Raw genomic sequence first — 21,102 nt, forward strand, 5'->3', positions numbered from 1 at the left:
AGAGGTCACCCTTGCCCGCGGCCCGCATCATGATGTGCTCGTCGATGTACTGCGTCCCGTGGATGTATTGGCGGTCCATTTCAGTCCCGCTGCCCTGGCGGATTTCGATAACCTTCCATCCATCATAATAATAGAACTCGGTCGCGTCGAGGTCACCCCGGTTTGACACGACTTTCTTGATTCTGCGCCCGGTACCGTCGTAGTCGGCGGTTTGGATTGTAACATCGTCCTGCTTGGCGCGGACCTTGACCAGGCGGTAGATCGGGGCGATCGGACATGGTCAACTTTCGAATTGGTGCATCAAGGTGCGCCCTACTCGGCTATCACTTTCCGTAGCGCGAGAGTAAAGGCATGCGAACCGCGTGTCTGGCGACACGCGAACCGCGATGCCCCACGGAGGATGAATGGTGCGTCGGGGGACGCACCCTACGAATCTGCGTCGCGGCCAGTACATGCCCCCGCACCACGATTCCGAAGGGTACCGACGGCCCTCCCATATACTGGATTTCGGCGCTCGCCGGAATTACGGGCGGAGGGGGAGTGGTGGAGAATGACGGGATCGGCGGCCGCATTGCGCCCCGGCTCGCTGCAACTGGAATTGCATCCGGTCGATTGCTAGAGTAGGCCTGCAACGTAGTGCGACGACGCACTCAAACCTACGGGTGGGGTGCCATGCTCAAGTCCGGCGTAGCCGGGCGCCGGTATGTCTTCCGTGGTACATGGCGGCGCTTCGCCTGGCCATGCCACCCCAAGAACAGGCTGCGTTGGAGCACTGGGGGTACAGGCCGGAGAAGGCGCAGTCGAATCGAGCCGCATGTCGGCGCTGACCGGATGACGATCGGCGTTGCCTGCAAAACGAAGGAGGCGGAGTTCATGCCCAGTCTCAAATCCCGGTATCAATACGAGGAGCGGCCACGCGGGGAGAAGTCGGCGGGTCGCTGGATGCGCGGGTTCCTCCGCGCGCCCCTATCGGGGCGAAGAGAAGGGGGAGAGGGGGCAGAAGATCGTGCACCAGTGACTGAAGTCACTGGCAACGAACATGCGCCCCGGTGGGGCGAAGAGGTGTTCGGGCATTCGTCACAAGAGGCATGCCCACGCCTCGAAGCGAAGCGTGGGCATGGCACCCGGCGCGGACCCGCCCGCGCGCCCCGGCGGGGCGAAGAGGCGTTTGATCCAAGACACGTTGCCTCACCCCGAAGCCAAGAGGTGCATCAAGATGCACCCTACCCGCGAACAGGTGCATCAAGATGCACACCACCTCGGGCTGGCAACGAACGAGCGCCCCGGCGGGGCGAAGAGGCGTCAAGAGGTGCATCAAGGTGCACGCTACCTCGGACAGGTGCATCAAGATGCACCCTACGTTTGCTGCTTGCGGTGGTTGTCGGATTGGGCGCTTGCGGGGCGGCGTTGGCCGGGCCGCCGCGTCCGGCGACCGACGATGAGGTCAAGGCGATGATCGCCGAGGCCGGCGATGCCGAGTCCTTCAAGGGGGCCGACATTGTTTACGTTCTGGACGAGGCGGACGTGTACGTGCGTCCCACGGGCGTGGCCACGACGGAAAGCCGGCAGGTGGTCAAGCTGCTCACCGAGAAGGGTGTGAAGGCGGAGTCGGTGCAACGCTTCGAGTTTGACCCGGCGACGAATCGCCTCCACGTTCGCGCGGCGCGTATCCATCGGGCGGACGGCACGATCGAGGACGTGGACGTGAGCGTGGTCACGCAGCCCGCCCGGCAATGGTCCATCTACTGGGGCAACCAGCAGCACGTGCTGGCGTTGCCGGGGTTGCAGGTGGGGGACAGCGTCGAGCTGCGGCTGAGCCGGACGGGGTACAACATCGCGTATCTACATGATGGGGGGATGTCGGCGGCCGACTATCGCGCGGCGGCGCTGGCATCGGCCGACGTGGACGGACTCACGCCGCCCATGCCCGGCGAGTGGTTCGAGGTCACGCTGTTTCAGTCAGGAGATCCGATTCTACACAAGCGTTACTCGGTGCACATGCCCAAGGACATGCCGGTGCAATACGAGGTGTACAACGGTCCGCTGCGTAATTCCCTGTGGTTCGACGGCGACTACCACATCTACACGTGGACGGCGGACGACATCCCGGCGGTGAAGCGCGAGCCGCACATGGTGGCGCTGGACGACGCCGTTCCCAAGGTGGTCATGGCTACGGTGGGGACGTGGGAGGAGAAGTCGCGCTGGTTCTACGAGGCGAACGAGGGGCAGTTCGCGGCCGACGACGCGATTCGCGCCAAGGTGCGGGAGCTTATCGAGGGGCTCGACACCGACGAGGATAAGATCGCGGCGCTTCAACATTGGGTGGCGGACAACGTTCGTTACTACGGCACATCGCGAGGTCCGTGTGAAGGATTCACGATTCATCGAAGCGTCGAGACGTTTCAGGATCGTGGCGGCGTGTGCAAGGACAAGGCGGGCATGCTCGTGACCATGCTTCGCGTGGCAGGGTTCGATGCGTACGCGGCGCTGACCATGGCGGGATCGCGGGTGGAGGCGATACCGGCCGATCAGTTCAACCACACGGTAACCATTCTGCGCAAGAAGGACGGCACGTTCATGATCCTGGACCCCACGTGGGTTCCGCTCAGCCGGGAGTTCTGGTCGAGCCGGGAGGCCGAGCAGCATCTGGTGTACGGCACGCCGGAGGGCCAGCCGCTCACGCAGTCGCCGTATTTCGAGCCGGAGTACAACCGGCTGGAGACGCAGGCGGAGTCGATCATTCTGGACAACGGCGAGCTCGAGTCGCGGATCGTGATGAACATGCACGGCTATCCCTGCACGTATCTGCGGCGAAGCGTGGAGCGCTACCCGGAGGATCGTCAGCGGGCGGCGTTCGAGCGGGCGCTCAATATCGCTCCGAACGCGCGGCTGGTTTCGCTGGATCACACCGATCCGTACGACTACACCGAGGATTCCAAGGTGGACATGACCGTTGCGGCGGACCGGTATGCACTGGGCGACGCGGGAACGCACATGTTCCGGCTGCCGCTCATGTCGCACCCGCTGGCGGACTTCTTCCTTTCGGATGTGGTGGAGCCGCTGGACAAGCCCGAGCGGACGTACGGCCTGCGCATGCGGGCGACGCGGCTCGTGCGCTATGACGAGACGATCAAGCTGCCACCGGGGTGGAAGGTCGAGCACGTTCCCGATGCCGTGAAAATGGACGGCCCCGCGGCGTCGATTTCATTCGAGGCGACGCCGGGTAACGGTGAACTTCATTACCGGTTTGAGCTGGCATTGAAGAAGCACATTATCGGCCCCGAGGAGTATCCGGCGCTGCGGAAGGCGCTTAAGGCCATGCACGCGATCTCGGACGACTGGGTGCTGTGTTCCTCCGGGGGAGGGGACGAACCGAGCGCGAAGACGGCCTCGGTGATCGAAGAAGGGAAGGTGCGGCATGAGTAAGTACAACGGCCGCGTAAGTGCGTTTCTACTGGCGGCATTGCTCGTTGGGCCGGCCGTCCCGCTTTCATTCAGCGCCGATGCACAGAAGGCTCCGGTTGCCGACGCTGTCATCGAGCAGTGGCAGCAACATTGGACGATCGAAGCTGACGGTTCCGTTCGACGGCGTGAAGTTCAGCGGGTGAAGCTGATGAATACGCGGCCGATCCGTCGGTTCGCCGATCCGCGCATCGACTTCCGGGGTGGGTCCGAGGAAGTCATAATTCACGAAGCGAAGACGATTGCGCCGGACGGGCGGACGCTGGACGTCCCTGACTATTCGCGCAATCTCGCCGGTCCGGGCGATACCGCAGGCTGGCCCGCCTACGCCGACTGGCAGCAGCTTGTCGTTTCCTTCAGCGGCATCGAGCCCGGAGCGGTGCTGGTGCTGGATTATGAAGTCACATCCCCGCCCGGAGGGTGGATGTTTCCGGGCGACAACATCCGCCTGGACGATGAATATCCGATCGAACATCGGGAGGTAAGCGTTACGGTGCCCTCGGGCACGCCGCTCCAATTCGTGCAGGGCGACACGGGTTGTGCGTGGAGCCGGCAGCATCGCAGTGAAGCCGACGGGCGGACGACGTATGAATGGGAATGGTCGGACATTGAGCCGGTCCACGTGGAGCCTCAGTCTGTTCCGGGAGTAGAGGAAGGAGCCCGGCTCGTCTTCACGACCGCACCGGACGACCGATCGTTCGTGACGGCGCTGCTCGAGACCGTAGAGTCGGCGGCGAAGGCCGATGAGGCACTTCGGGCGTTCGTGGACAAGGCGACAAAAGACGAGCTTGGTGACGAGGCGCGTGTGCGGCGGATTGTCGAGGTGCTCGGCAAGCGGTTCAGTGTCGTGGGTGCGTCGCGGCTCTGGAGGAATCCGAGTTGTCGACCGGCGGCGGAGATCTTTCGCGCCAACTACGGCCATCCGCTCGAGGCGGCGGCATTGCTCGCCGCGGCGATCAAGGCATTGGACGTTCCGGTCTCCGTCAAGCTGCTGGCAAACGACGATCTTTGGAACCCGGCCGCGCCGTCGTTTGAAGCGCTGGAGAGCGTTGTCGTTGCGGCGCGTGTCGGAGATGAGACGCACTACTTTGACATCCGACACGGCGAATGGCACCGCACGCCGCAGAACCGGAATCTCGCGTTGCTCACGATCGATGACAACGGCGATGTGGATCAGGGGGCTCTTGCCACCGATGACGCGGATCCCAGCACATTGGATATTCGCGGAGCGATTGCCTTGTCGAAGGACGGCACCGCCAAAGGGACCCTGGTCCTGGCGCTTTCGGGGGTCTTCGTCGATCCCGGGAAAATCGATGATACGGACGGCCAGCGGTCGACCTTGGCGCGGTACGTCCATAGTGTGCTGTCCGGTTTCGAAATCGGGGAGATCGCGGTGAAGGAGCTCTCCCCCGGAACGCTGCGGGCATCGGTGGAGGTTTCCACCAAGGAGCCTCTTTCTGTGCTCGACAAGGTCCGCGTGCTCCGACTCGGCACGGGTCCGGCGCATCTTGCCGCGGTTCCTTTGCCGCTGGAGGTCTCTGAGCGGAGCGGGGACGTGCAGTTGGCCGACGCCTTCGGCGAAGAAATTCTGCTGCGGATCGAGCTGCCCAAGGGGGCATCGCCGGTGATCGTTCCGGCTGCGATGGACTACTCGGCCGCGCTGCCCGGCGGGCGGATGTCGTCGACGGACCACTCGGCGGACTTCACGGTTCGACAGGACGTGCGAGTCGAAGACGGCGTCGTGACCTGGCACCGGAAGATCGCATCCGGTTCGGACCGGATTCCGGCCAATGTGTACTCGCCCGGCGTGCGCAACGTGATGAACGACCTTCGCACGGACGCGAGCCTGGTTCTGGCGATCGCGGAGTAGACTCGGCACGTGTCGTCAGGCGCTGATCCGCGAAAGTCCGAGCGTGGTCAGGAAGCCGACAACGGCAAGTCCGGCGCCGGTGGCGAAGTCCGCACCAGTGCTGGTGGCGTCAAACGGCCAGATTCCCACGACGGAGCCCAGCAGGATGCCCAACAGGACTCCGAGGGTCGGTCGCCGATGCCGGTGCAGCAGCCATTTGAGGAGGTTGGAGAATCCGACCAGGCTAAGCGCCGCGCCGATGGCCGTGGGGATGATCACGCCGAATATGGCCGCGACGTCGCCTTCCCGACCGGCGGAGAGCACCCAGCTCTTGGCCAGTGAGATCGACGCCAGAATCGTTTCGTATCGTCCGAGGACGAGCAGCATGTAGGCGCCGGAAACACCAGGCAGGACCATGGCCGACATCCCCAGCACTCCAGCAAAGAAATCCCTGGCATAACTGGGTTGGACAACCAGGGTTCCGGCCGCCACCGCTTCCTTGATCGCCGCGCGGTCCACGGACTCCGGTCCGGTGGTGGCGATCAGCACCATGAGTCCGAATCCGACGACGACGCCTGCGATCGCCGAAGCAGGCTTGCCACCGATCATACCGGTCAGCTGGGGCGCGCCGCCCAGTGTCAGGCCGATGAACAGGGCGTACATGGCGCTCTGATGGAGGGTGACCAGCCGCACAACCGCTCCCGAAAGGAGAACGATGGTGAGCGCCACAACCATCACCAACAGGCCCAGGAAGAGCAGACTTCGGCGGGTGAACCGCAGCCGCGCGGCATCGGCGACGCTATCGATGAAGGTGTCGTAGAGACCCATGACCACGATCATCGTCCCGCCGGAGATCCCGGGGACGAGATTGGCAAGTCCCATGAGGACTCCGGCGATCGAGGTGCGCAGGATCGGGACGGGCTTGAGGGGGGACGGAAGGGCCTCGGCGGGGATTGTATCGATTCGAGTCATCCATGCATCCTTGCGATCTTGCCGGCAAGAGCGAGCCCGAGCGGGGAGGTCCACCCGATTGGATCTCCAGCCGGGTTATCCGGCAGGGCGGATGATGGGCGATTCCCGGCGTTGAAACAACTGGCCGAGTTCATCGACGAGGCCCGGGAGGGCACGGGCTCGAACGGTGGGGCGGGAAAGCGGGCCGGTGACCTTCAATTCAACAAACTCTCGCGAAGCGCCTTCCATCAGGTCAGTCAGGACGGGCAGGCGCGTCCACCGGTTCGGGTTCGTATGAATGAGGTTGAGGTCGAGCCCCTTGTCGGGAATGGACAACTCGCCCGATCCGGTCAGCATGAGCGCCTTGCTGCGAAGTTCGACGTTGGCGAGCTGCACCCGCCGGCCGACGATATAGAAATCGGCGAAAGCGCCGTCGAAAACATCGTCCTGCGGGGGGGTGAGGTTGATCACCTGCAGGATGGCGAGGATGACGGGCAGTCGGTAAAGGTAGCCGTCCCGAATCTCCACGCTGCCGCCTCCGCGAAGCGAGAGGGGGTCTCCCAGCGTTCCCGAAACGTGGACACGGGCGTCCAGGCGACCTCGGGTTGGAGGCTTCTTGTCGGCGGGGCGGTCGGTGTCCTCGGTGAGAGACTTGATCATCGGTGCGATCTGCACCTCGCGCAATGTCATCGACGTTCCATAGGACGGGCTTGCGCCGGTGAAGTCGAGATAGCCCTGGCCTCCGATGCGGCCGTCGTAGAGCGATGCTTCCGTGTTCTTGAAGTCCAGCCGGCCACTTCCGCCCGGCAGGCGTCCGAGCGACCAGTCCGTGTGGAGGTCCTTCACGCGCTGCCCGAACAAGCTCAAGGCTTCGAGTTGAAGGTCTCCGGAAAGCGAAGTGCTGCCATCGGCGTCGTGCAACGAACCGTGAATGGTCAAGGCTCCGAAGGCGTCACGAACGCCCCGCTCCACGAGGGATACGCCTCCCAGATCGACCCGAGCGTCAACCTCGGTGGTCCATCGCTTTGCGCCATTCGGGCGAACCAACTTCACGCGATTAAGGTGTATGTCCGCCGTCCCAGCCGGTTGGAGTTGATCCCAGCGAGAACGAAATGCCTCGGGCAGGGCGTCGCGAAGGGCTGATCCCAATCCCAGATTGGAGGCGTGCAGTTCCAGTTCACCATGAGCACCGGATTCGTTTCCCCCCAGCGCCAACGATGCCCGGACCGAGGCTCCGCCCCACCTCCCCGTCAGGTTCTGTGCCGATACACCCTTGGCATCCAGACGGATCGTTCCAATGGCGTCCTCCAGGGGCAGTGGCAGCGCCGCGTTTCTCAGCGTGGCTGCGTGAAGGTCGACTTCGGCACGGGCGAGTCGTACGGCGTCGCCGCCCCGCTTTCGCTCCAGTTGGAGGCGAATGTCCATCGGGCCATTGCTATTCCAGCCGTGGAGACGCTCGGTCAATGACGCGGGCATGGCAGCGAGCGTTTCGTCGCTGGGCCGCAGACCTGCCGCGGATACGTTCAGGTCCACCGCGCCGGCGGGCAACCCATACGACCATCGTCCGTCGGCCGTGATTCGTGCTTTGTCGGTCACGCCGGTCACGTGATGCAGCGTCAGTGTGGTCGGCGAGAGGTGAAGGGAACCGGAAACGCCGTGGACTTCCGCCGGCCACTGCGGCAGACGCAAGCGGGTGTTGTTGAGCGTGATTCCGGCATCGTAGGATGGCGATCCCGACTCGGCGTCGTAGAAGATCCGGGCATCCAGGTCGATGGTCCCGCCCTGAACGACTCCCGCAATCCTGGTCCGGGCTTCCTCCGGCAGTGCCTCCAGTAGTTTCTGATCGATGGGCAGATCAATTGCGCTGAGAAGCAGGTCTGTTTGTCCGGACGCATCGTCGCTGACCGGCGCGGTTCCATTCAGTGCCAACCTCGCGCTGCCCGAACGCCCGCGAACATTCTCGAGCAGGAGCATGTCATTCTCGATCGCGATGTTTCCTGAAATGTCTTCCACACGGTAGGGCAGGTGCTCGTATTGCGCATTCCCCTCGCGCAGCACGAGCCGGGTGGCTCCGTGCCAGTCCTTGGGTTGCATGATGTCTTCGCAGCGCTCCCGGGTCAGCTCCAGATCGGCGCTGAACATGCCGCCGAGATGGAACGTGCGACAGATTTGCTCGTAACGGTCCGGCAGCGCGGCCAGTAGATCGTCATCGGCCGGCACGTCTCGTGCCTTGACGCGCATGATTCCTTCCGCGCATCGCGTGGAGTCCGAAAGCCAGGCGCTGAACTCGATCTCGCTTCCGTTGCGCGTGCCCCGCAGAAGCGGAACGACCACGCCATCGGGCGTCATTTCAATGGTTCCCGTGATGTCGTACACGCGGTACGGGAACCAGCGGGGAAGGGCGTCTCCCCCGTGGGCGGTCAGCAGGAGATTGCGGACTTCGAAGGGGGCATCGGCGCCAAGTTCCTTGGCCACGTTGAGATCCAGGTCGATGAAGCCGTGCGGGTCGTAGTCGCAGATGAACTCTCCGACCGGGGGAAAGCGGTCAAGGAAGCGGGCCTGGGATACATCCACGCGGGCGTCAAGCGTGGGAAGCTCCGCATCCCGCAAGGTCAGCTGCACGTCAACGGCCACGTCGTCGAGCGACTTGAGCTGCCCGCCACCCCCGACCAGCGTGGCCACGACCTCGCAGCGACTGTCATGGAACATCCCGTGGAAGCGCGCCTCCGCGCGCTTGTCCGAGACCGTGAGCGTGCCGTTGACGCGGTCAAAGCGAAGATAGCGTTGATCCGCGGGCAGTTCATTCTCGTATTCGTCGGCGGGTATGGAGAGGGAGGCATTCTCGAGTTCGATGGTTACGGAACGCTCCTGTGCAGGGTCGGTGCTGAAGCGATAATCACTCGCACGGACCGTGCCCTCCAGCCCGAGCAGATCAGCCCAGGAGCCGGATTCGCCCAATTCGGCGTTGACGGCGATCATCACCGCCTCGAGCGACATCCACGGCAGGCCGCCGGAGACATTCCGGAACTTCCCGGCGGGCAGATCGATCTGGGTGTATCCCCCCGCGGACGCGTCGCCTTCGCGCTGCCAGACCACATCGTAAAGGAGCGGGTCCTGATCATCGGCCCGGCCCCGCACGTCCAGCGTGATGTCATCGACGATGCGTTCGCCATGATCGGAATGATCCACGACACGGAGGTTGGCTTCTCGAAGTTCGATGCGCGGCAGCGTGACGGTCCGGTGCTTCGAGTTGGCGAAGAGCTCCTTGCGGAGGAGCCCCGTGAGGTGGGTTGTATGGTCTCCCTCGCGGACGATCGTGCAGTGCGGATGCACGGCGGTGATCGATTCGATGCCCAGTCCACCCAGGAGAACACTGGTCAGGCTCGGCTCGATGGCCACTTCGGAAGCGGTGCAATAGGTGTTGCGGGTGGGCTCGCCGGAATCGACGGTCGAGGAAAGGCGGGACCGTTTCGCGGGAGATCCCGCCAGGAGCGACTCCTCGTCTGCATCGGACGCCAACACGCGGACGTCGTGAAGTCGGATGCCCTCGTCCCAGGAGAACGAAGCGCTGCCGACGCGGACGAGGCCGGTCGTGTAGCGTTGCAGGTAGAGCTCGGCCGCGCGACGGATGCGCTCGCTGTCGGTCAGGCGATGGTAGATGAGCGGTATCGCGATGGCCACGCCCCCGACCGTGCAGAGAATCGCGACGAGCAGGCGGCGGGTGAAACGGCCGCTTCGAATCGGCCTTGAACTCTTGGGGACTTCGCTCATGATTCCTTCGGGGGCGGGGTCTCGACGGTACCGGCTACGCTGCCTCGTCGTCCGAACCACGGCGCCGCCAGCGTAGCGGCGGCCAGAACAGCCAGCATGGGTATCGCCGGAAGGCGATAGCGCACACTCCCCACAAAGAGAGAGTGTAGCGCGCTGAGGTACAGCGCCGGCAACAAAAGAAAAAAAACCTCGCGGAATTCAATGCCCCCCCTTATTTTCGGCAGAATGAAGATTCCCGCAACAGCGAGCGCGTAGAAGGGGACCATCCACGCCGCCGAGACCAGGCGAATCAAGGGCGACTGATAACTTCCCACATTCGGGAAGGGATTCCACATTCGCTCCATCTTCTGTGCCGCCAGGTCGAGGATGCGCTCCGGATTGTCACGGATGGCCTTGAAGGAGGCGTTGAGAAAGTACTCATTCCAGGCCACCTCATCGAGGTGAGCGACTTCCGGCGCCTGCTGGACGTCCGCCAGGTTGCTGCTCCCGTCCGCCCCCGGGCGAACGCCGTCATAGAGCGATATCCCGCCGCGCGTCGTCAGTACGACCCAATGTCCCGTGACCAGTCGGTTACGAATGGCCCAGGGAGCCAGGGCGAGCGCCACGATCAGAAGCGAACCGACTGCTCGCAGGATGTCGCCACGGCGGTTCCGCCGCGACCAGATCATCCAGGCGGTCAGCAGTATGATCAGACCCAGGCTGGATTCGCGAAGATAGACCGAAATGGCCATGAGGATTCCGATGCCCAGCGCCCGGCGATTGCTGAATCTAGCATCGGGATTGCCCACCGCGGGCCAAGCCGCCCACCACAGGCCGATCAGGGCGGTCGTCGCCGCCGTTTCTGTGAGCAGCAGCGACGAGAAAAAAACGAGAAAGGGATCGAAGGCCACGATTAGCCCTGCGATCAACCCCGCGCGCGCGGAGATCATCGAACATGCCAGTCCCGCCGCCAGCGCTGCGGCCGCACCGCCAATCAACCACTGCCTGAAGATTGCCCTCAACACTCCGGTGGGCTCGCTTCCGGCGAGAGCCAGGAAAGCGGGGTAAAGCGGCATACGCGAGGCCCGGAAGCCGAATTCGTCGCGAAGCCCGTCGCCCTCGCGCAGGGAGGAGGCCATGTGCCAGTATTGCCGCTCGTCGGGGAACTCCAGCGCTGAGACGTGCTCACTCGTATTAAATCGATACGCGCCCCATCCGAAACGCACGAGGAACGCGATCAGAAAGATCGCGGCCAGCATTCTTATCGGAACTTGTCTTGATTTCGTGCTCGCGAGGCCGGGACGGGCGGGTGGCTGCGGCGAGATTCGAGCGGAGTCGTAGTTCACGTTTCGAGCGATCGGGCCTGAACGTGCAGCACATCCCGGGTCAGTTCAGTGAGCTTCACGCGGTCATCGATCCGGAAGCCGATCACCCAGATCGGTCCGAGCTGGTCGCAAAGCAGGGCGATGTTACGCCGGTCGTCCGTGTCCACTTTGATGTCGCTGAGAAAATCCGAGAGCTTTTTCGAACCAGGGGCACCCAGCGGACAGAAGCGGTCTCCGGCCCGCCGCGTACGGATCACCAGCGGCAGGTGCACCGAAGAAAGATCGAGGAATTCCTGCTGTCCGCCGCCGGCGCGGCGAAGGGCGTGAATATCCTCGGCCGCGGCATGGCGAATCACACATTCAATCTCCAGCCGCCTGCGAGGCAGCACGGTCGTGCCGGGTACATGAACCGCGACTTCCTCGGCAATATCTTCGCGCGGCTCATCGCGCGGCAGGGAGAAATGTAACTGGTGATAGCGGCGCTCAACCGTTACCCCTCCGGGGAACTGGACCTGCTTTCCCGCACCGCCTTCCCCAAGAAGCTCGAACGCCGACATGATGTGCCCGAACGTCAGATCCTGCTCCCCCAGGCCGAAGGACCGATAAGCCAGGCGTACCAGTTCCGTCTGCACAATGCGGCTCTTGCGAGCCATGACCTCCGCGTTCAATACGAGCGACTGGTCCGTGTGGGCCACGATCAGCGTCTCGAAGGTTCGCTGCACGGTCTCCCGGAGAAAGCTCTCCATCCACTGGGCCTGCTCGCCGAGCCGGTTGAGCGCCTCGCGGACCTGCGGATTGATCTCCCGCTCGAGCAGGGGCATGACTTCGTTACGGATGCGGTTGCGCATCGGTTCGCGGAGGGCGTTGGTATGGTCCTCGCGGTAGGCGATCCCCGAATCTGACAGGTACGCCAGCAGTTGCTGCCGTGTGAGTCGCAGAAGCGGCCGGACAACCGTGATATTGCTTTCCGTCGTTAGGGGTCTGCGGCGGGGGATTCCCGAAAGCCCGCGGATCCCCGTCCCGCGAAGCACCCGATGGAGGACGGTTTCGGCGTTGTCGTCGGCCTGGTGGCCCACGGCCACGAGTCTCGCCCCCACTTGCAGGCAGACGCGCTCGAAGAAGTCATATCGCTCGCGCCTTCCAGTTTCCTCGACGCTCTCCCGCCGCTCCTGGGCGATGCGAGCCACGTCGCGCCGGTCCACCGAAAGGGGCAGCCCCAGGCTGTCGGCCGCCGCCTGTACGAACGCTGCGTCCATCTCTCCCTCCTCAGGGCGGAGTTGATGATCCAGATGGGCCAGGTGGAGGCGCAGCGACCACTTTGCGATGCGGTTCAAGTCTTGCAGGATGTGCAGCAAGGCCATGGAATCCGGCCCGCCGGAGACGCCCACCACGAGGAAATCATCCGGCCGGATGACCTCCTCCATCAACAGTTCCTGCGCGAGTGTCCGGATCATGTTGCGGGTTCTCGATCTGTCCGTGAAGCCGCCGGGAACGGTTTCGAAGGCTAACCATGCAGCATGTTGGCAGCTTCCATGATCGTCTCCGAGAGAGTCGGATGGGGATGGATCGACGCGGCCACGTCGTGGGCGACCGCGCCCATCTCCAGAGCGACCACGCCTTCGGCGATCATCTCTCCGACGTGAACGCCGGCCATGCCGATGCCCAGCAGGCGGTTCGTCCCCTTGTCGAAAATGAGCTTGGTGACACCGTCGGTGCGACCCAGGGCCACGGCTCGACCCGACGCGGACCAGGGCAGCTTCTTGATGACGATGTCCCGTTTGTCGGCTTTGGCTTCTTCCTCGGTGAGCCCCGCCCAGGCGATTTCCGGGTCGGTGAACACCACGGCCGGAATCGCACGAGGATCGAACGCCGCCTTTTTACCCGCGAGCCGGTCGGCCAGGACCATCCCCTCGTGGGCTGCCTTGTGCGCGAGCATGGGATTGCCAATGACATCGCCGATGGCGTAGACGCGCTGGGCCGTCGTTTTGAACTGGTCATCGACCTTGATGAATCCGCGGGAATCGACTTCGACGCCCGCCTTGTCGAGTTTCAGCCCTTCGGAATTTGGACGCCGCCCGACGGAAACGAGCACTTTTTCGAACTTTTTCGACTTGGGGACGTTCTTGCCTTCGAATTCGAGCTCGATGCCGTCCTTGACCTCCTTCATGGCCGTTACCTTGGTTTCCAGGCAGATCTGTTCGAACTGCTCGTCCAGGCGTTTGGCCAGCGGTCGCACGAGGTCGCGGTCCGCTCCGGGGAGAATGCCGTCGAGCATTTCCACCACCGTGACCTTGGAACCGAGACCGGCGTAGACCTGTCCGAGTTCCAGCCCGATGTATCCGCCGCCGATGACCAGCAGCGTCTTGGGGATGTCGGCCACATCGAGCGCCGTCCGCGAGGTGAGCACGCGCGGGGAGTCGATCTGCACGCCCTTGAGGTGGATCGATTTCGACCCCGTGGCGACGATGGCCCGCTTGAAGCGGACGTGCAGCATCTCTTTGCCCTCAACAACGATCTGCTTGCCGTCCTCGAACCGGGCGGTGCCCGTGAGCCGCTCCACGCCGTATTTCTTGGCCTGCTGATCCAGCCCGCCGGAGAGTTTGCCGACCACCTGCTCTTTCCAGCCGCGGACGCCGTCGAGGTCGATCTTGGGCTTGTTGAACTGGATGCCCCGTTCCTTGTAAAGGGCGGCGGTGTGAATGGTCTCGACCATCGACAGATAGGTCTTCGAGGGAATGCATCCTTCGTGCAGGCAGATACCGCCGAGGGCGGGCATGGACTCGACGATGGTTGTCTGGATGCCGTTCTCCGCGGCGCGAAAAGCGGCGTGGTAGCCGCCCGGACCGCCGCCGATGACCAGAAGGTCCGTCTCCTGCGTGAATTCGCCGACTACCATGCGATGGGTTTCCTTCCGTCTCTTTGCGATTCCAACTGCGGATGGGCGGATTCGCTCCGGTCCCCGTGCTGCCTGAATGCTCAATCCAGCAGGAACCTCCAGGGCATTGTCAGGTAACTGATGATATCCCCCGCGAAGCGGGCGGCATTGGCTCCGTCGGTGGCGCGATGGTCAAAGGAGAGATTGATCGGCAGCATCAGTGCCTCGGCCACTTGACCGTCGCGGAAGACCGGCATTTTCCGCGAACGTCCCAGGCCCAGAATTGCCACCTCGGGATAATTGATGATGGGTGTGCTGACCGTTCCGCCCAGCGCGCCGACGTTGGTGATCGTAAATGTTCCCCCGCGAAGCTCGTCAACGGTGAACTGGTTGGTTCGGACCTTCTCGGCCAGTTGACGAAGCGCCTGGGCGATCCCGCGCATGCTCAACTGATCCGCGTCGCGCACGACCGGAACAACCAGCCCCCGCTCCGTATCCACTGCAATGCCGAGATTGACGTAGTCCTTGTATATGATGTCGCCGTTTTCCTCGTCGAAACTGGCGTTGAAGATGGGGTGTTTCCGCAGCGCCAGACAAACCGCACGAATCACGAAGGCCATGATCGTCAGCTTCGGATCGTCTCCCGTGGCCTCGTTCAGTTCCCGCCGGGCGCGATCCAGCTCGGTGATGTCCACGTCATCGCTGTGCGTGACGTGCACGGCCGTAAACGCCGAACGCTTCATTTGAATGGCGATCGTCTTTCGGATCTGGTTGATCGGCGCTTTGCGAATGGTTCCCCACTTGTCCTGGCTGACTTCGCCGGGCGGCGGACCTGCGGGGCGTGGGGTCGGGCGACCTTTGGCCGGGGCGGGCATGCCCGCGCCTCGATCCTGGTCGCCTCGGCCGGCGGGTCGACCATTGCCTTCGGCGTATTGCTCCACGTCTTCCTTGAGCACGCGACCGCCAGGGCCCGATCCCGAAACGTCATCGATATTCACACCCAGTTCGCGGGCCAGTTTGCGGACGACCGGGGCGGCCGGGGCCGTCGTGCGCCGCGCCCCGCCGGATTCGGGGGCTTCCGGTGCTTCGCGTTCGACGGGCGCTCGGGTCTGGGCCGTCTCCTGCTTTTGCTCCGCCTTCGGCTTGGACTCCGCTTCCTTCTCCTTCTTCTCAGACTTTCCGGAATCCGTCTTCGCGCCGACCTCCCCGAAAGAGACAATCACGTCACCGACATTGACCGTCTGGCCCTCCTGGACGTGGATTTTCTCCGCGACGCCGGCGTACGGAGAGGGAATCTCCACCGCGGCCTTGTCCGTTTCCACTTCCATCAGGTACTGGTCTTCTTTAACTTGCTCGCCGGGTTTGACGAGCAGGCGAACGACCTGGGCTTCGGCAATCCCCTCGCCGAGGTCGGGCAATCGAAATTCCTTGGGCATGGTTGCACTCCCTGCGCCGCCGGGGCAGGCCGAATCGATGATCGACTCGCTGGCCCGCAAACCTCCCGAACTGACCGACGGCGGTACGGTATCCTACGACAGCCGACTAAAAAGCCAAGACTTCCCGAGCGGCGTGGGCAATGCGGTCGGCATTGGGCAGGAACGCCCGCTCCCGGGCAAAATAGGGGAATTGCGTATCGTAGCCCGTGAGGCGACGGATCGGGGCCTCCAGATGCAGAAGGGCTTTCTCCACGATGCGGGCCACAACCTCCGCTCCGATCCCGCAGCGCCGCGGGCCTTCGTGTATCACGACCGCGCGACCGGTTTTGCGGACCGAGTGGACGATCGTTTCCGTGTCCAGCGGGGCAACGGAGAGCAGATCCACGATCTCCGCGGATACGCGATCCTGCTCAGCCAGATCTTCGGCGGCTTCCAGCGTCGGACGCATCATGGCTCCGTAAGAGACCAGGGTGATGTCCGTCCCCTCGCGCACGACCTGAGCCTTGCCGATCGGCATTTGCTCCGGCTCGTCGGGAACCTCCTCACGAAAAGACCGATACACCTGTTTGGGCTCGAAGAAGATGACGGGGTCGGGATCGAAGATTGACGCCAGCAGCAGGGCCCGCGCATTGCGCGGTCCCGAGGGAATGACCATCTTCAGGCCCGGCGTGTGCGCGTAAATCGCCTCGCGGCTTTCGCTGTGATGCTCGACAGCCCGGATACCGCCGCCGTAAGGCATGCGCACGACGAGCGGAACACCGAACCGCCCCCGCGTGCGGTTGCGGAACCTAGACACATGTTGTTCAACCTGGTGGTACGCCTGGTAGGCGAAGCCGGAAAATTGCATCTCCGCGACGGGCTTGAGCCCATAAAGCGCCATGCCGATGGCACCGCCGACGATGGCTCCTTCCGCCAGCGGTGTATCAATCACGCGCTTCTCGCCGTATCGCTTGAGCAGATCGGCCGTGACCCGGAAGACCCCCTCGTCCACGCCGATGTCCTGTCCGAGCAGGACCACACTCTCGTCCGCGCGCAGGGCGTCATCGAGCGCCTTGTTCAACGCCGCGACCATGGTCAATTGCGCCATCGGCTCGTCAGTCCTCCGTACAGGCTAGCTGCGGACGGGAGAATCGCCGGCCCGTACCAGCAGCGTCAATCGGGCGTCCCGGAATCGAGATTCCGGCTTCTCAGTGCCCGCCCGCGCTCTTTCCGTAACCTTCGCGTTCCAGGGCCTGGCGAAATTCCTCACGCTGCTCGGCCAGTTCCGGCGGCAGCTCCGCATACATGTATTTGAAGCAGTCCAGCGGATCGACCTCGCGACTGGCCTCGAAACGGTCCACGGCCGCCGCCACATCGCGCAGCGCGTCTTCCTCGACTTCAGCCACCAGCTTGTCGTCGAGGATTCCACGGGTGCGCAGGTACTTTTCGTATCGAGGGATCGGGTCGAGTTTCTCCCACCGGGCGACCTCTTCGTCCGTCCGGTACTTCTTGGGGTCGTCGGCCGTGGTGTGGACGCTAAGGCGGTAAGTTACCGCTTCAATCAGCGAGGGCCCGCCGCCCGAACGGGCTCTGTCCGCGGCTTCTTTGGTGGCGACGTACACTGCCAATGGATCGTTTCCATCCACCTGGATGCCGTCAAAGCCGTACGCCAGTGCCTTCTGGGCGATGGTCTCGGAGGCGGTCTGCTTCTCGCGAGGGATGGAAATTGCCCATTGGTTATTCTGGATAAGCGTTATCAGCGGCAAATTGTAAACGCCGGCGAAGTTCAGCGATTCGTGAAAATCGCCCTCGCTTGTGCCGCCGTCACCACAATAGCAAAGAACGCAGTGAGGATCATTCTTTGTCACCATGCCCCAAGCGATGCCCATGGCGTGGGGGACCTGTGAAGCGATGGGAACGGCGATGGGGAGGTCGTTGACGCCGTCGGGTGGGCGGCAGCCTTCCTCGTATCCGCCCCAGAATCGCAAGACCGTTTCCAGCGGCCAGCCGCGGTGATAGGCCGCGCCAGGCTCACGAAACGCCTGGACCAGCCAGTCGGCCTGCTCCAGAACGACAACCGAAGCGCAATGGGCGGCTTCCTGACCCCGGCACGGTCCGTACGTGCCGATCCGGCCTTGGCGCTGCATATTGATACACCGCTCGTCCAAGCGGCGGGCGATGACCATGAGGCGGTAAATATGGAGGGACCGATCGGCGTCGAGGCGGGGATCAAGGGCCTCGTCCACGTTACCGTCGCCGTCCAGGATGGAGAGATACTCGACCTTCGGCTTGATTTCGATCCGCTTGCGGGGCACGCTGACACAGTCTCCGTCGGGCTCATGCCCGGAGTATGCTGGAACCTCTCATGGCCTCCCGGGCTGGTTTTGCCGGAGCTTAGCGGGAACCCACCTCGTGATGCAAGTCGGACCTCAGAGCGCCCACTGGGCGGATCACCGCAAGTGGCGGGCTGACGGAATGTTGCGCCGCGGTCGACGGAGCCCGATCAGGATTGCCGCCGGGAGCGCAGCCAGCATCAACCAGATGCAAATCGCCGCCATTTTGCCGTCCTCCAGGCGGTGAAAGCTCTCGATCAGGACCTGGGAAACGGGCGTGTATCCGGGCACGCGGAGGAGATCGGTGGTGGGCACTTCCGCCAGTCCCAACGCTGAGATGATCATCCAGAGAACGACAAGGTCTGGGAGGATCAGGGGGAGGGTGACGAAGCGGAACCTGTCGGAAGGGCTCGCGCCATCGATCGCGGACTGCTCGACCAGCGTGCGCGGGAACCGACGAGGTAACGCGATGATCGCAGCGAGGTATGCAATCCAGCCGAATCGGGCGACGTAGCCCAGGGAGAGCACTATCCAATGGTCGTAAACGTATCCGAGCAGGTTGCTGTTGTAGGCGGCGATGAAAGCAATGCCGATCAGTCCGCCGGGAAGGGCACCGACGAGCAACGCAGCGAGACCCATGGCGCGTGCGGCCGATCGTCCGGTAACTCGCCGGGCAGAAAGCGTCGTCCACGTCAGCAGACCGCATGCGCCGCCGACGGCGAGCATCGCACCGACGGCCGATGTCCATGCCGACCAGGCCAGGTCGCCGCCATGAACGTGCCATGTGTCGATCATCGACCGCCACGAACCGCCGTGGGCGATCAGCCCGGCCAGGGGGAGAATCTGAGCGACGAGGAATACACCGGTGATGACGAGGAGCCCTCGATCCAAAGGTGCTCGCCTGCCGGACACGTCGCCGACGTCTTGTGCGTCGTAACTGCCTGTCGCGCGCCGAGCCAGAACCAAGAGAGTGATCACCGCCATGAGTTGCATCGCCACCATGGGAATCGCCGGCAGCAGCGTGTCGGCCACGCGGCTTGAGCTGGTTGCCCAACTGAGTAGTTCCGTTGCGTATACGGCGAGCCCGCAGGCGTGCGGCACGGCGTAATCGGCAAAAAACAGAGCAAACAGCAGCAGGACAGCGAGCACGATCTCGCGGACCAGGAGGGGGGCACCGATCCGCAAGAGTGAGCTCGCTCCAGTGGTTTCCAGCGCGGCGGCTTCGAGGACGTCTCGCGCACGGGATCGCCATGCCGCGGACAGAATTGCGGCGGGAATCGGCCATGCCCACAGCGCCCACGTAACGACGCAACGCAGCTCCGCCGGAAATCCTCCGGGGAAAATCCTCTGCCATCCAAACGCGTAGACCATGGGCGGAAACAAAAGGGCCGACAGGAGCATCGCGCGACACGGGCGGGAGCCCAGGGGGTCGGACCGACGTCCCGAGAGCCCGGTGACCAACATGCCGATGGCCAGCGCCAATTCCGACGCGCCGGCGGCAAGACCGAAACTGCGGAGCAACAACCCGACTTGACGGTCGCCCGGCCACCACGAAGTTGCGGCAAAAGGTCCCTCTTCAAGGCAGCGAAGGATGAGGGCGGACACCGGCCAAGCCATTGCGGCGGCAAACAAAGCGACCGTGAGCAGTCGAAGCGCGAATATCGAGATGCGGGCGATCACCGAAGAAGCACGTTCCGCACGATGTTCATGGCCTTCTCCATTTCGTCGGCGACGGCCTGATAGTCGACTTCGGTCTCCGGCGGCCAAGTGAGACCGAGTTCCTCGCGCAAAGCGGCACGAACGGGAATATTGCGCGAAGGGCTTTCGGCAAGCATTCGCTCGACCTCCGCGGAGACCAGGTAATCGACGAGATCTCTACCGGGGGCGGGATGCGGTGCGCCTCGTACCAGCGCCACGGTGCAGGGAACGAGCAGCGTTCCGCCGCCACCCATGTCGGGATACACGAGGTCCACCGAGGCTCCGGCCTTCTGCGCCACCCAGACGTCGTCGGTATCGGTACAGGCAAAGTCGACCCGGCCGTCCATAACGGCGCGGACAGCGGCACTGTTTCCGGCTTCGATAGCGGCCCCGTTTTCCGCAAGGCTCTCCAGAAAAGCGAGCGCCCTTTCATCGCCCCAAAGGACGAACATCGCGGCGACGTGTCCGGAGGTGGTGCCGAACAGCGGGTTGGCGATGGCCGTGCGCGACGCAAAGTCCGGTGCAGCGACCTGCTCCCAATGGGCCGGGACGGCCTCACGTGGCGTCCGCCTTGGGTCGAAAGCGATCACGCGGGCGCGGACGGCCATGGCCGTCCAGTGGTTGGCGGGATCTCGAAAGCGAGCAGGGATATCGTCCGCATCAGGGGACCCATACGGCTCGAGAACACCTTCCTGGGCCAGTCGAATCGTGTTGAAAATCTCGCCCGACCAGAAGACGTCGGCCCGCGGACGCCCGCTCTTGGCCTCGGCCAGGATGCGGTTAACCAGTCCCGTGGTTTTTCCCGCTTCGGCGTCGCCGATCATCCGGACGGTCACACCGGTTCTGGCTTCGAATTCCCTGAGGACGTCCCGTGCGAATTGCTCATCGACGCTGGTGTAGACGACGACTTCCCCGGAGGCTTTGGCGGAGCTGTTTCCGGAGTGTTCCCGATTCCGTTCGCAGGCGAGGCCGAACAGGGCGAAGGAGGTAGATAGCGATACGATGGTCAGGCGTCGGAGATGCATCGTGGTCCACTCCTGGAAGGCTGTTGGACGCAAAGGGGCGACTCCAATTCGGCCGGGTGGGCGCCGCGTACTCCTCAAGCGAAGTTCATTTGAAGCCGTGGTGGCGTCCGGGAATCGCGCTCCGCGGTCTTCCGCATGTGCCGGACCGTTCCTCGTGGGCTCGGTTGCAGAACGGGAAGGTTAACTCTACCATGCCGGAGGTGGCAAACGCCGTTGGAAGGTGCTTCGCTGCCACAAGCGTGATGCCGTCTCGTCCGCCGGCGCGGCCGCGGACGGGCGCCGAGCGAATACGCCCCCATCGTCTAGAGGCCTAGGACACCGGCTTTTCAAGCCGGCGACAGGGGTTCGAATCCCCTTGGGGGTAATCGTCCGATCCGTACTTCGTCCACGCCCACCCATTCCAGCCTGTCCTCATGTGA

12 protein-coding genes and 1 tRNA gene are annotated in these 21,102 nt (G+C 63.6%); 3 read left to right on the forward strand and 10 right to left on the reverse strand.

The genetic code is table 11. From position 1 onward, the window contains the following. Positions 1-1,362: 1,362 nt before the first annotated feature. Together J5J06_18580 and J5J06_18585 are read left to right on the forward strand one after the other, a co-directional pair. Complete coding sequence (locus J5J06_18580) at positions 1,363-3,426, forward strand: DUF3857 domain-containing protein (protein ID MCO6439104.1); 2,064 nt, start codon at positions 1,363-1,365, stop codon at positions 3,424-3,426. Beyond that, complete coding sequence (locus tag J5J06_18585) at positions 3,419-5,332, forward strand: DUF3857 domain-containing protein (protein ID MCO6439105.1); 1,914 nt, start codon at positions 3,419-3,421, stop codon at positions 5,330-5,332. Before J5J06_18580 ends, J5J06_18585 begins: the two co-directional genes overlap by 8 nt. 15 nt (positions 5,333-5,347) lie before the next feature. Here the strand turns inward: J5J06_18585 and J5J06_18590 are convergent, their stop codons facing one another. The 10 genes from J5J06_18590 to J5J06_18635 form a co-directional block, all read right to left on the reverse strand. After that, the gene (locus tag J5J06_18590) at positions 5,348-6,283 is read right to left on the reverse strand and encodes a DUF368 domain-containing protein (protein MCO6439106.1); all 936 of its coding nucleotides are present in this window, start codon (positions 6,281-6,283) and stop codon (positions 5,348-5,350) included. Positions 6,284-6,358: 75 nt separating this feature from the next. Then, entirely contained in the window at positions 6,359-10,033 is a 3,675-nt protein-coding gene (locus J5J06_18595) for a hypothetical protein (protein ID MCO6439107.1), read from the reverse strand. Next, positions 10,030-11,271 carry a hypothetical protein gene (locus tag J5J06_18600; GenBank protein ID MCO6439108.1) on the reverse strand — a complete coding sequence of 414 codons (1,242 nt, stop codon included), beginning with the start codon at positions 11,269-11,271 and terminating at the stop codon, positions 10,030-10,032. Before J5J06_18600 ends, J5J06_18595 begins: the two co-directional genes overlap by 4 nt. 83 nt (positions 11,272-11,354) lie before the next feature. Continuing rightward, a complete protein-coding gene (gene tilS / locus J5J06_18605; protein ID MCO6439109.1) occupies positions 11,355-12,791 on the reverse strand; it encodes a tRNA lysidine(34) synthetase TilS in 1,437 nt (478 codons plus the stop codon). Between the two features lie 50 nt (positions 12,792-12,841). Continuing rightward, positions 12,842-14,233, reverse strand: a complete 1,392-nt coding sequence (lpdA, locus tag J5J06_18610; GenBank protein MCO6439110.1) for a dihydrolipoyl dehydrogenase — start codon at positions 14,231-14,233, stop codon at positions 12,842-12,844. Positions 14,234-14,313: 80 nt separating this feature from the next. After that, on the reverse strand, positions 14,314-15,648 hold the full coding sequence (locus tag J5J06_18615; protein MCO6439111.1) for a 2-oxo acid dehydrogenase subunit E2: 1,335 nt from the start codon (positions 15,646-15,648) through the stop codon (positions 14,314-14,316). A gap of 106 nt (positions 15,649-15,754) precedes the next feature. Continuing rightward, positions 15,755-16,735 (reverse strand): alpha-ketoacid dehydrogenase subunit beta, encoded by a 981-nt coding sequence (locus J5J06_18620; protein MCO6439112.1) that lies wholly within the window; start codon positions 16,733-16,735, stop codon positions 15,755-15,757. Between the two features lie 100 nt (positions 16,736-16,835). After that, the gene (gene pdhA / locus J5J06_18625) at positions 16,836-17,942 is read right to left on the reverse strand and encodes a pyruvate dehydrogenase (acetyl-transferring) E1 component subunit alpha (GenBank protein ID MCO6439113.1); all 1,107 of its coding nucleotides are present in this window, start codon (positions 17,940-17,942) and stop codon (positions 16,836-16,838) included. Positions 17,943-18,077: 135 nt separating this feature from the next. Then, positions 18,078-19,640, reverse strand: a complete 1,563-nt coding sequence (locus J5J06_18630) for a hypothetical protein (GenBank protein ID MCO6439114.1) — start codon at positions 19,638-19,640, stop codon at positions 18,078-18,080. After that, positions 19,637-20,683, reverse strand: coding sequence for an extracellular solute-binding protein (locus J5J06_18635; GenBank protein ID MCO6439115.1), 1,047 nt, complete (start codon positions 20,681-20,683; stop codon positions 19,637-19,639). Before J5J06_18635 ends, J5J06_18630 begins: the two co-directional genes overlap by 4 nt. 291 nt (positions 20,684-20,974) lie before the next feature. On the opposite strand from J5J06_18635, the gene J5J06_18640 reads away from it, so the two are divergent. After that, positions 20,975-21,047, forward strand: a tRNA-Glu gene (locus J5J06_18640). The last annotated feature ends 55 nt before the right edge of the window (positions 21,048-21,102 follow it).

The sequence above is a fragment of the Phycisphaerae bacterium genome, assembly GCA_024102815.1.
Taxonomy (GTDB): domain Bacteria; phylum Planctomycetota; class Phycisphaerae; order UBA1845; family UBA1845; genus JAGFJJ01.

Bases quoted from the DNA above. Each gene is read 5' to 3' on its own strand.
- J5J06_18585 (MCO6439105.1), top strand. From the start codon at position 3,419: ATGAGTAAGTACAACGGCCGCGTAAGTGCGTTTCTACTGGCGGCATTG.
- J5J06_18590 (MCO6439106.1), bottom strand. From the start codon at position 6,283: ATGACTCGAATCGATACAATCCCCGCCGAGGCCCTTCCGTCCCCCCTC.
- J5J06_18595 (MCO6439107.1), bottom strand. From the start codon at position 10,033: ATGAGCGAAGTCCCCAAGAGTTCAAGGCCGATTCGAAGCGGCCGTTTC.
- J5J06_18600 (MCO6439108.1), bottom strand. From the start codon at position 11,271: ATGCTGGCCGCGATCTTTCTGATCGCGTTCCTCGTGCGTTTCGGATGG.
- tilS (MCO6439109.1), bottom strand. From the start codon at position 12,791: ATGATCCGGACACTCGCGCAGGAACTGTTGATGGAGGAGGTCATCCGG.
- lpdA (MCO6439110.1), bottom strand. From the start codon at position 14,233: ATGGTAGTCGGCGAATTCACGCAGGAGACGGACCTTCTGGTCATCGGC.
- J5J06_18615 (MCO6439111.1), bottom strand. From the start codon at position 15,648: ATGCCCAAGGAATTTCGATTGCCCGACCTCGGCGAGGGGATTGCCGAA.
- J5J06_18620 (MCO6439112.1), bottom strand. From the start codon at position 16,735: ATGGCGCAATTGACCATGGTCGCGGCGTTGAACAAGGCGCTCGATGAC.
- J5J06_18635 (MCO6439115.1), bottom strand. From the start codon at position 20,683: ATGCATCTCCGACGCCTGACCATCGTATCGCTATCTACCTCCTTCGCC.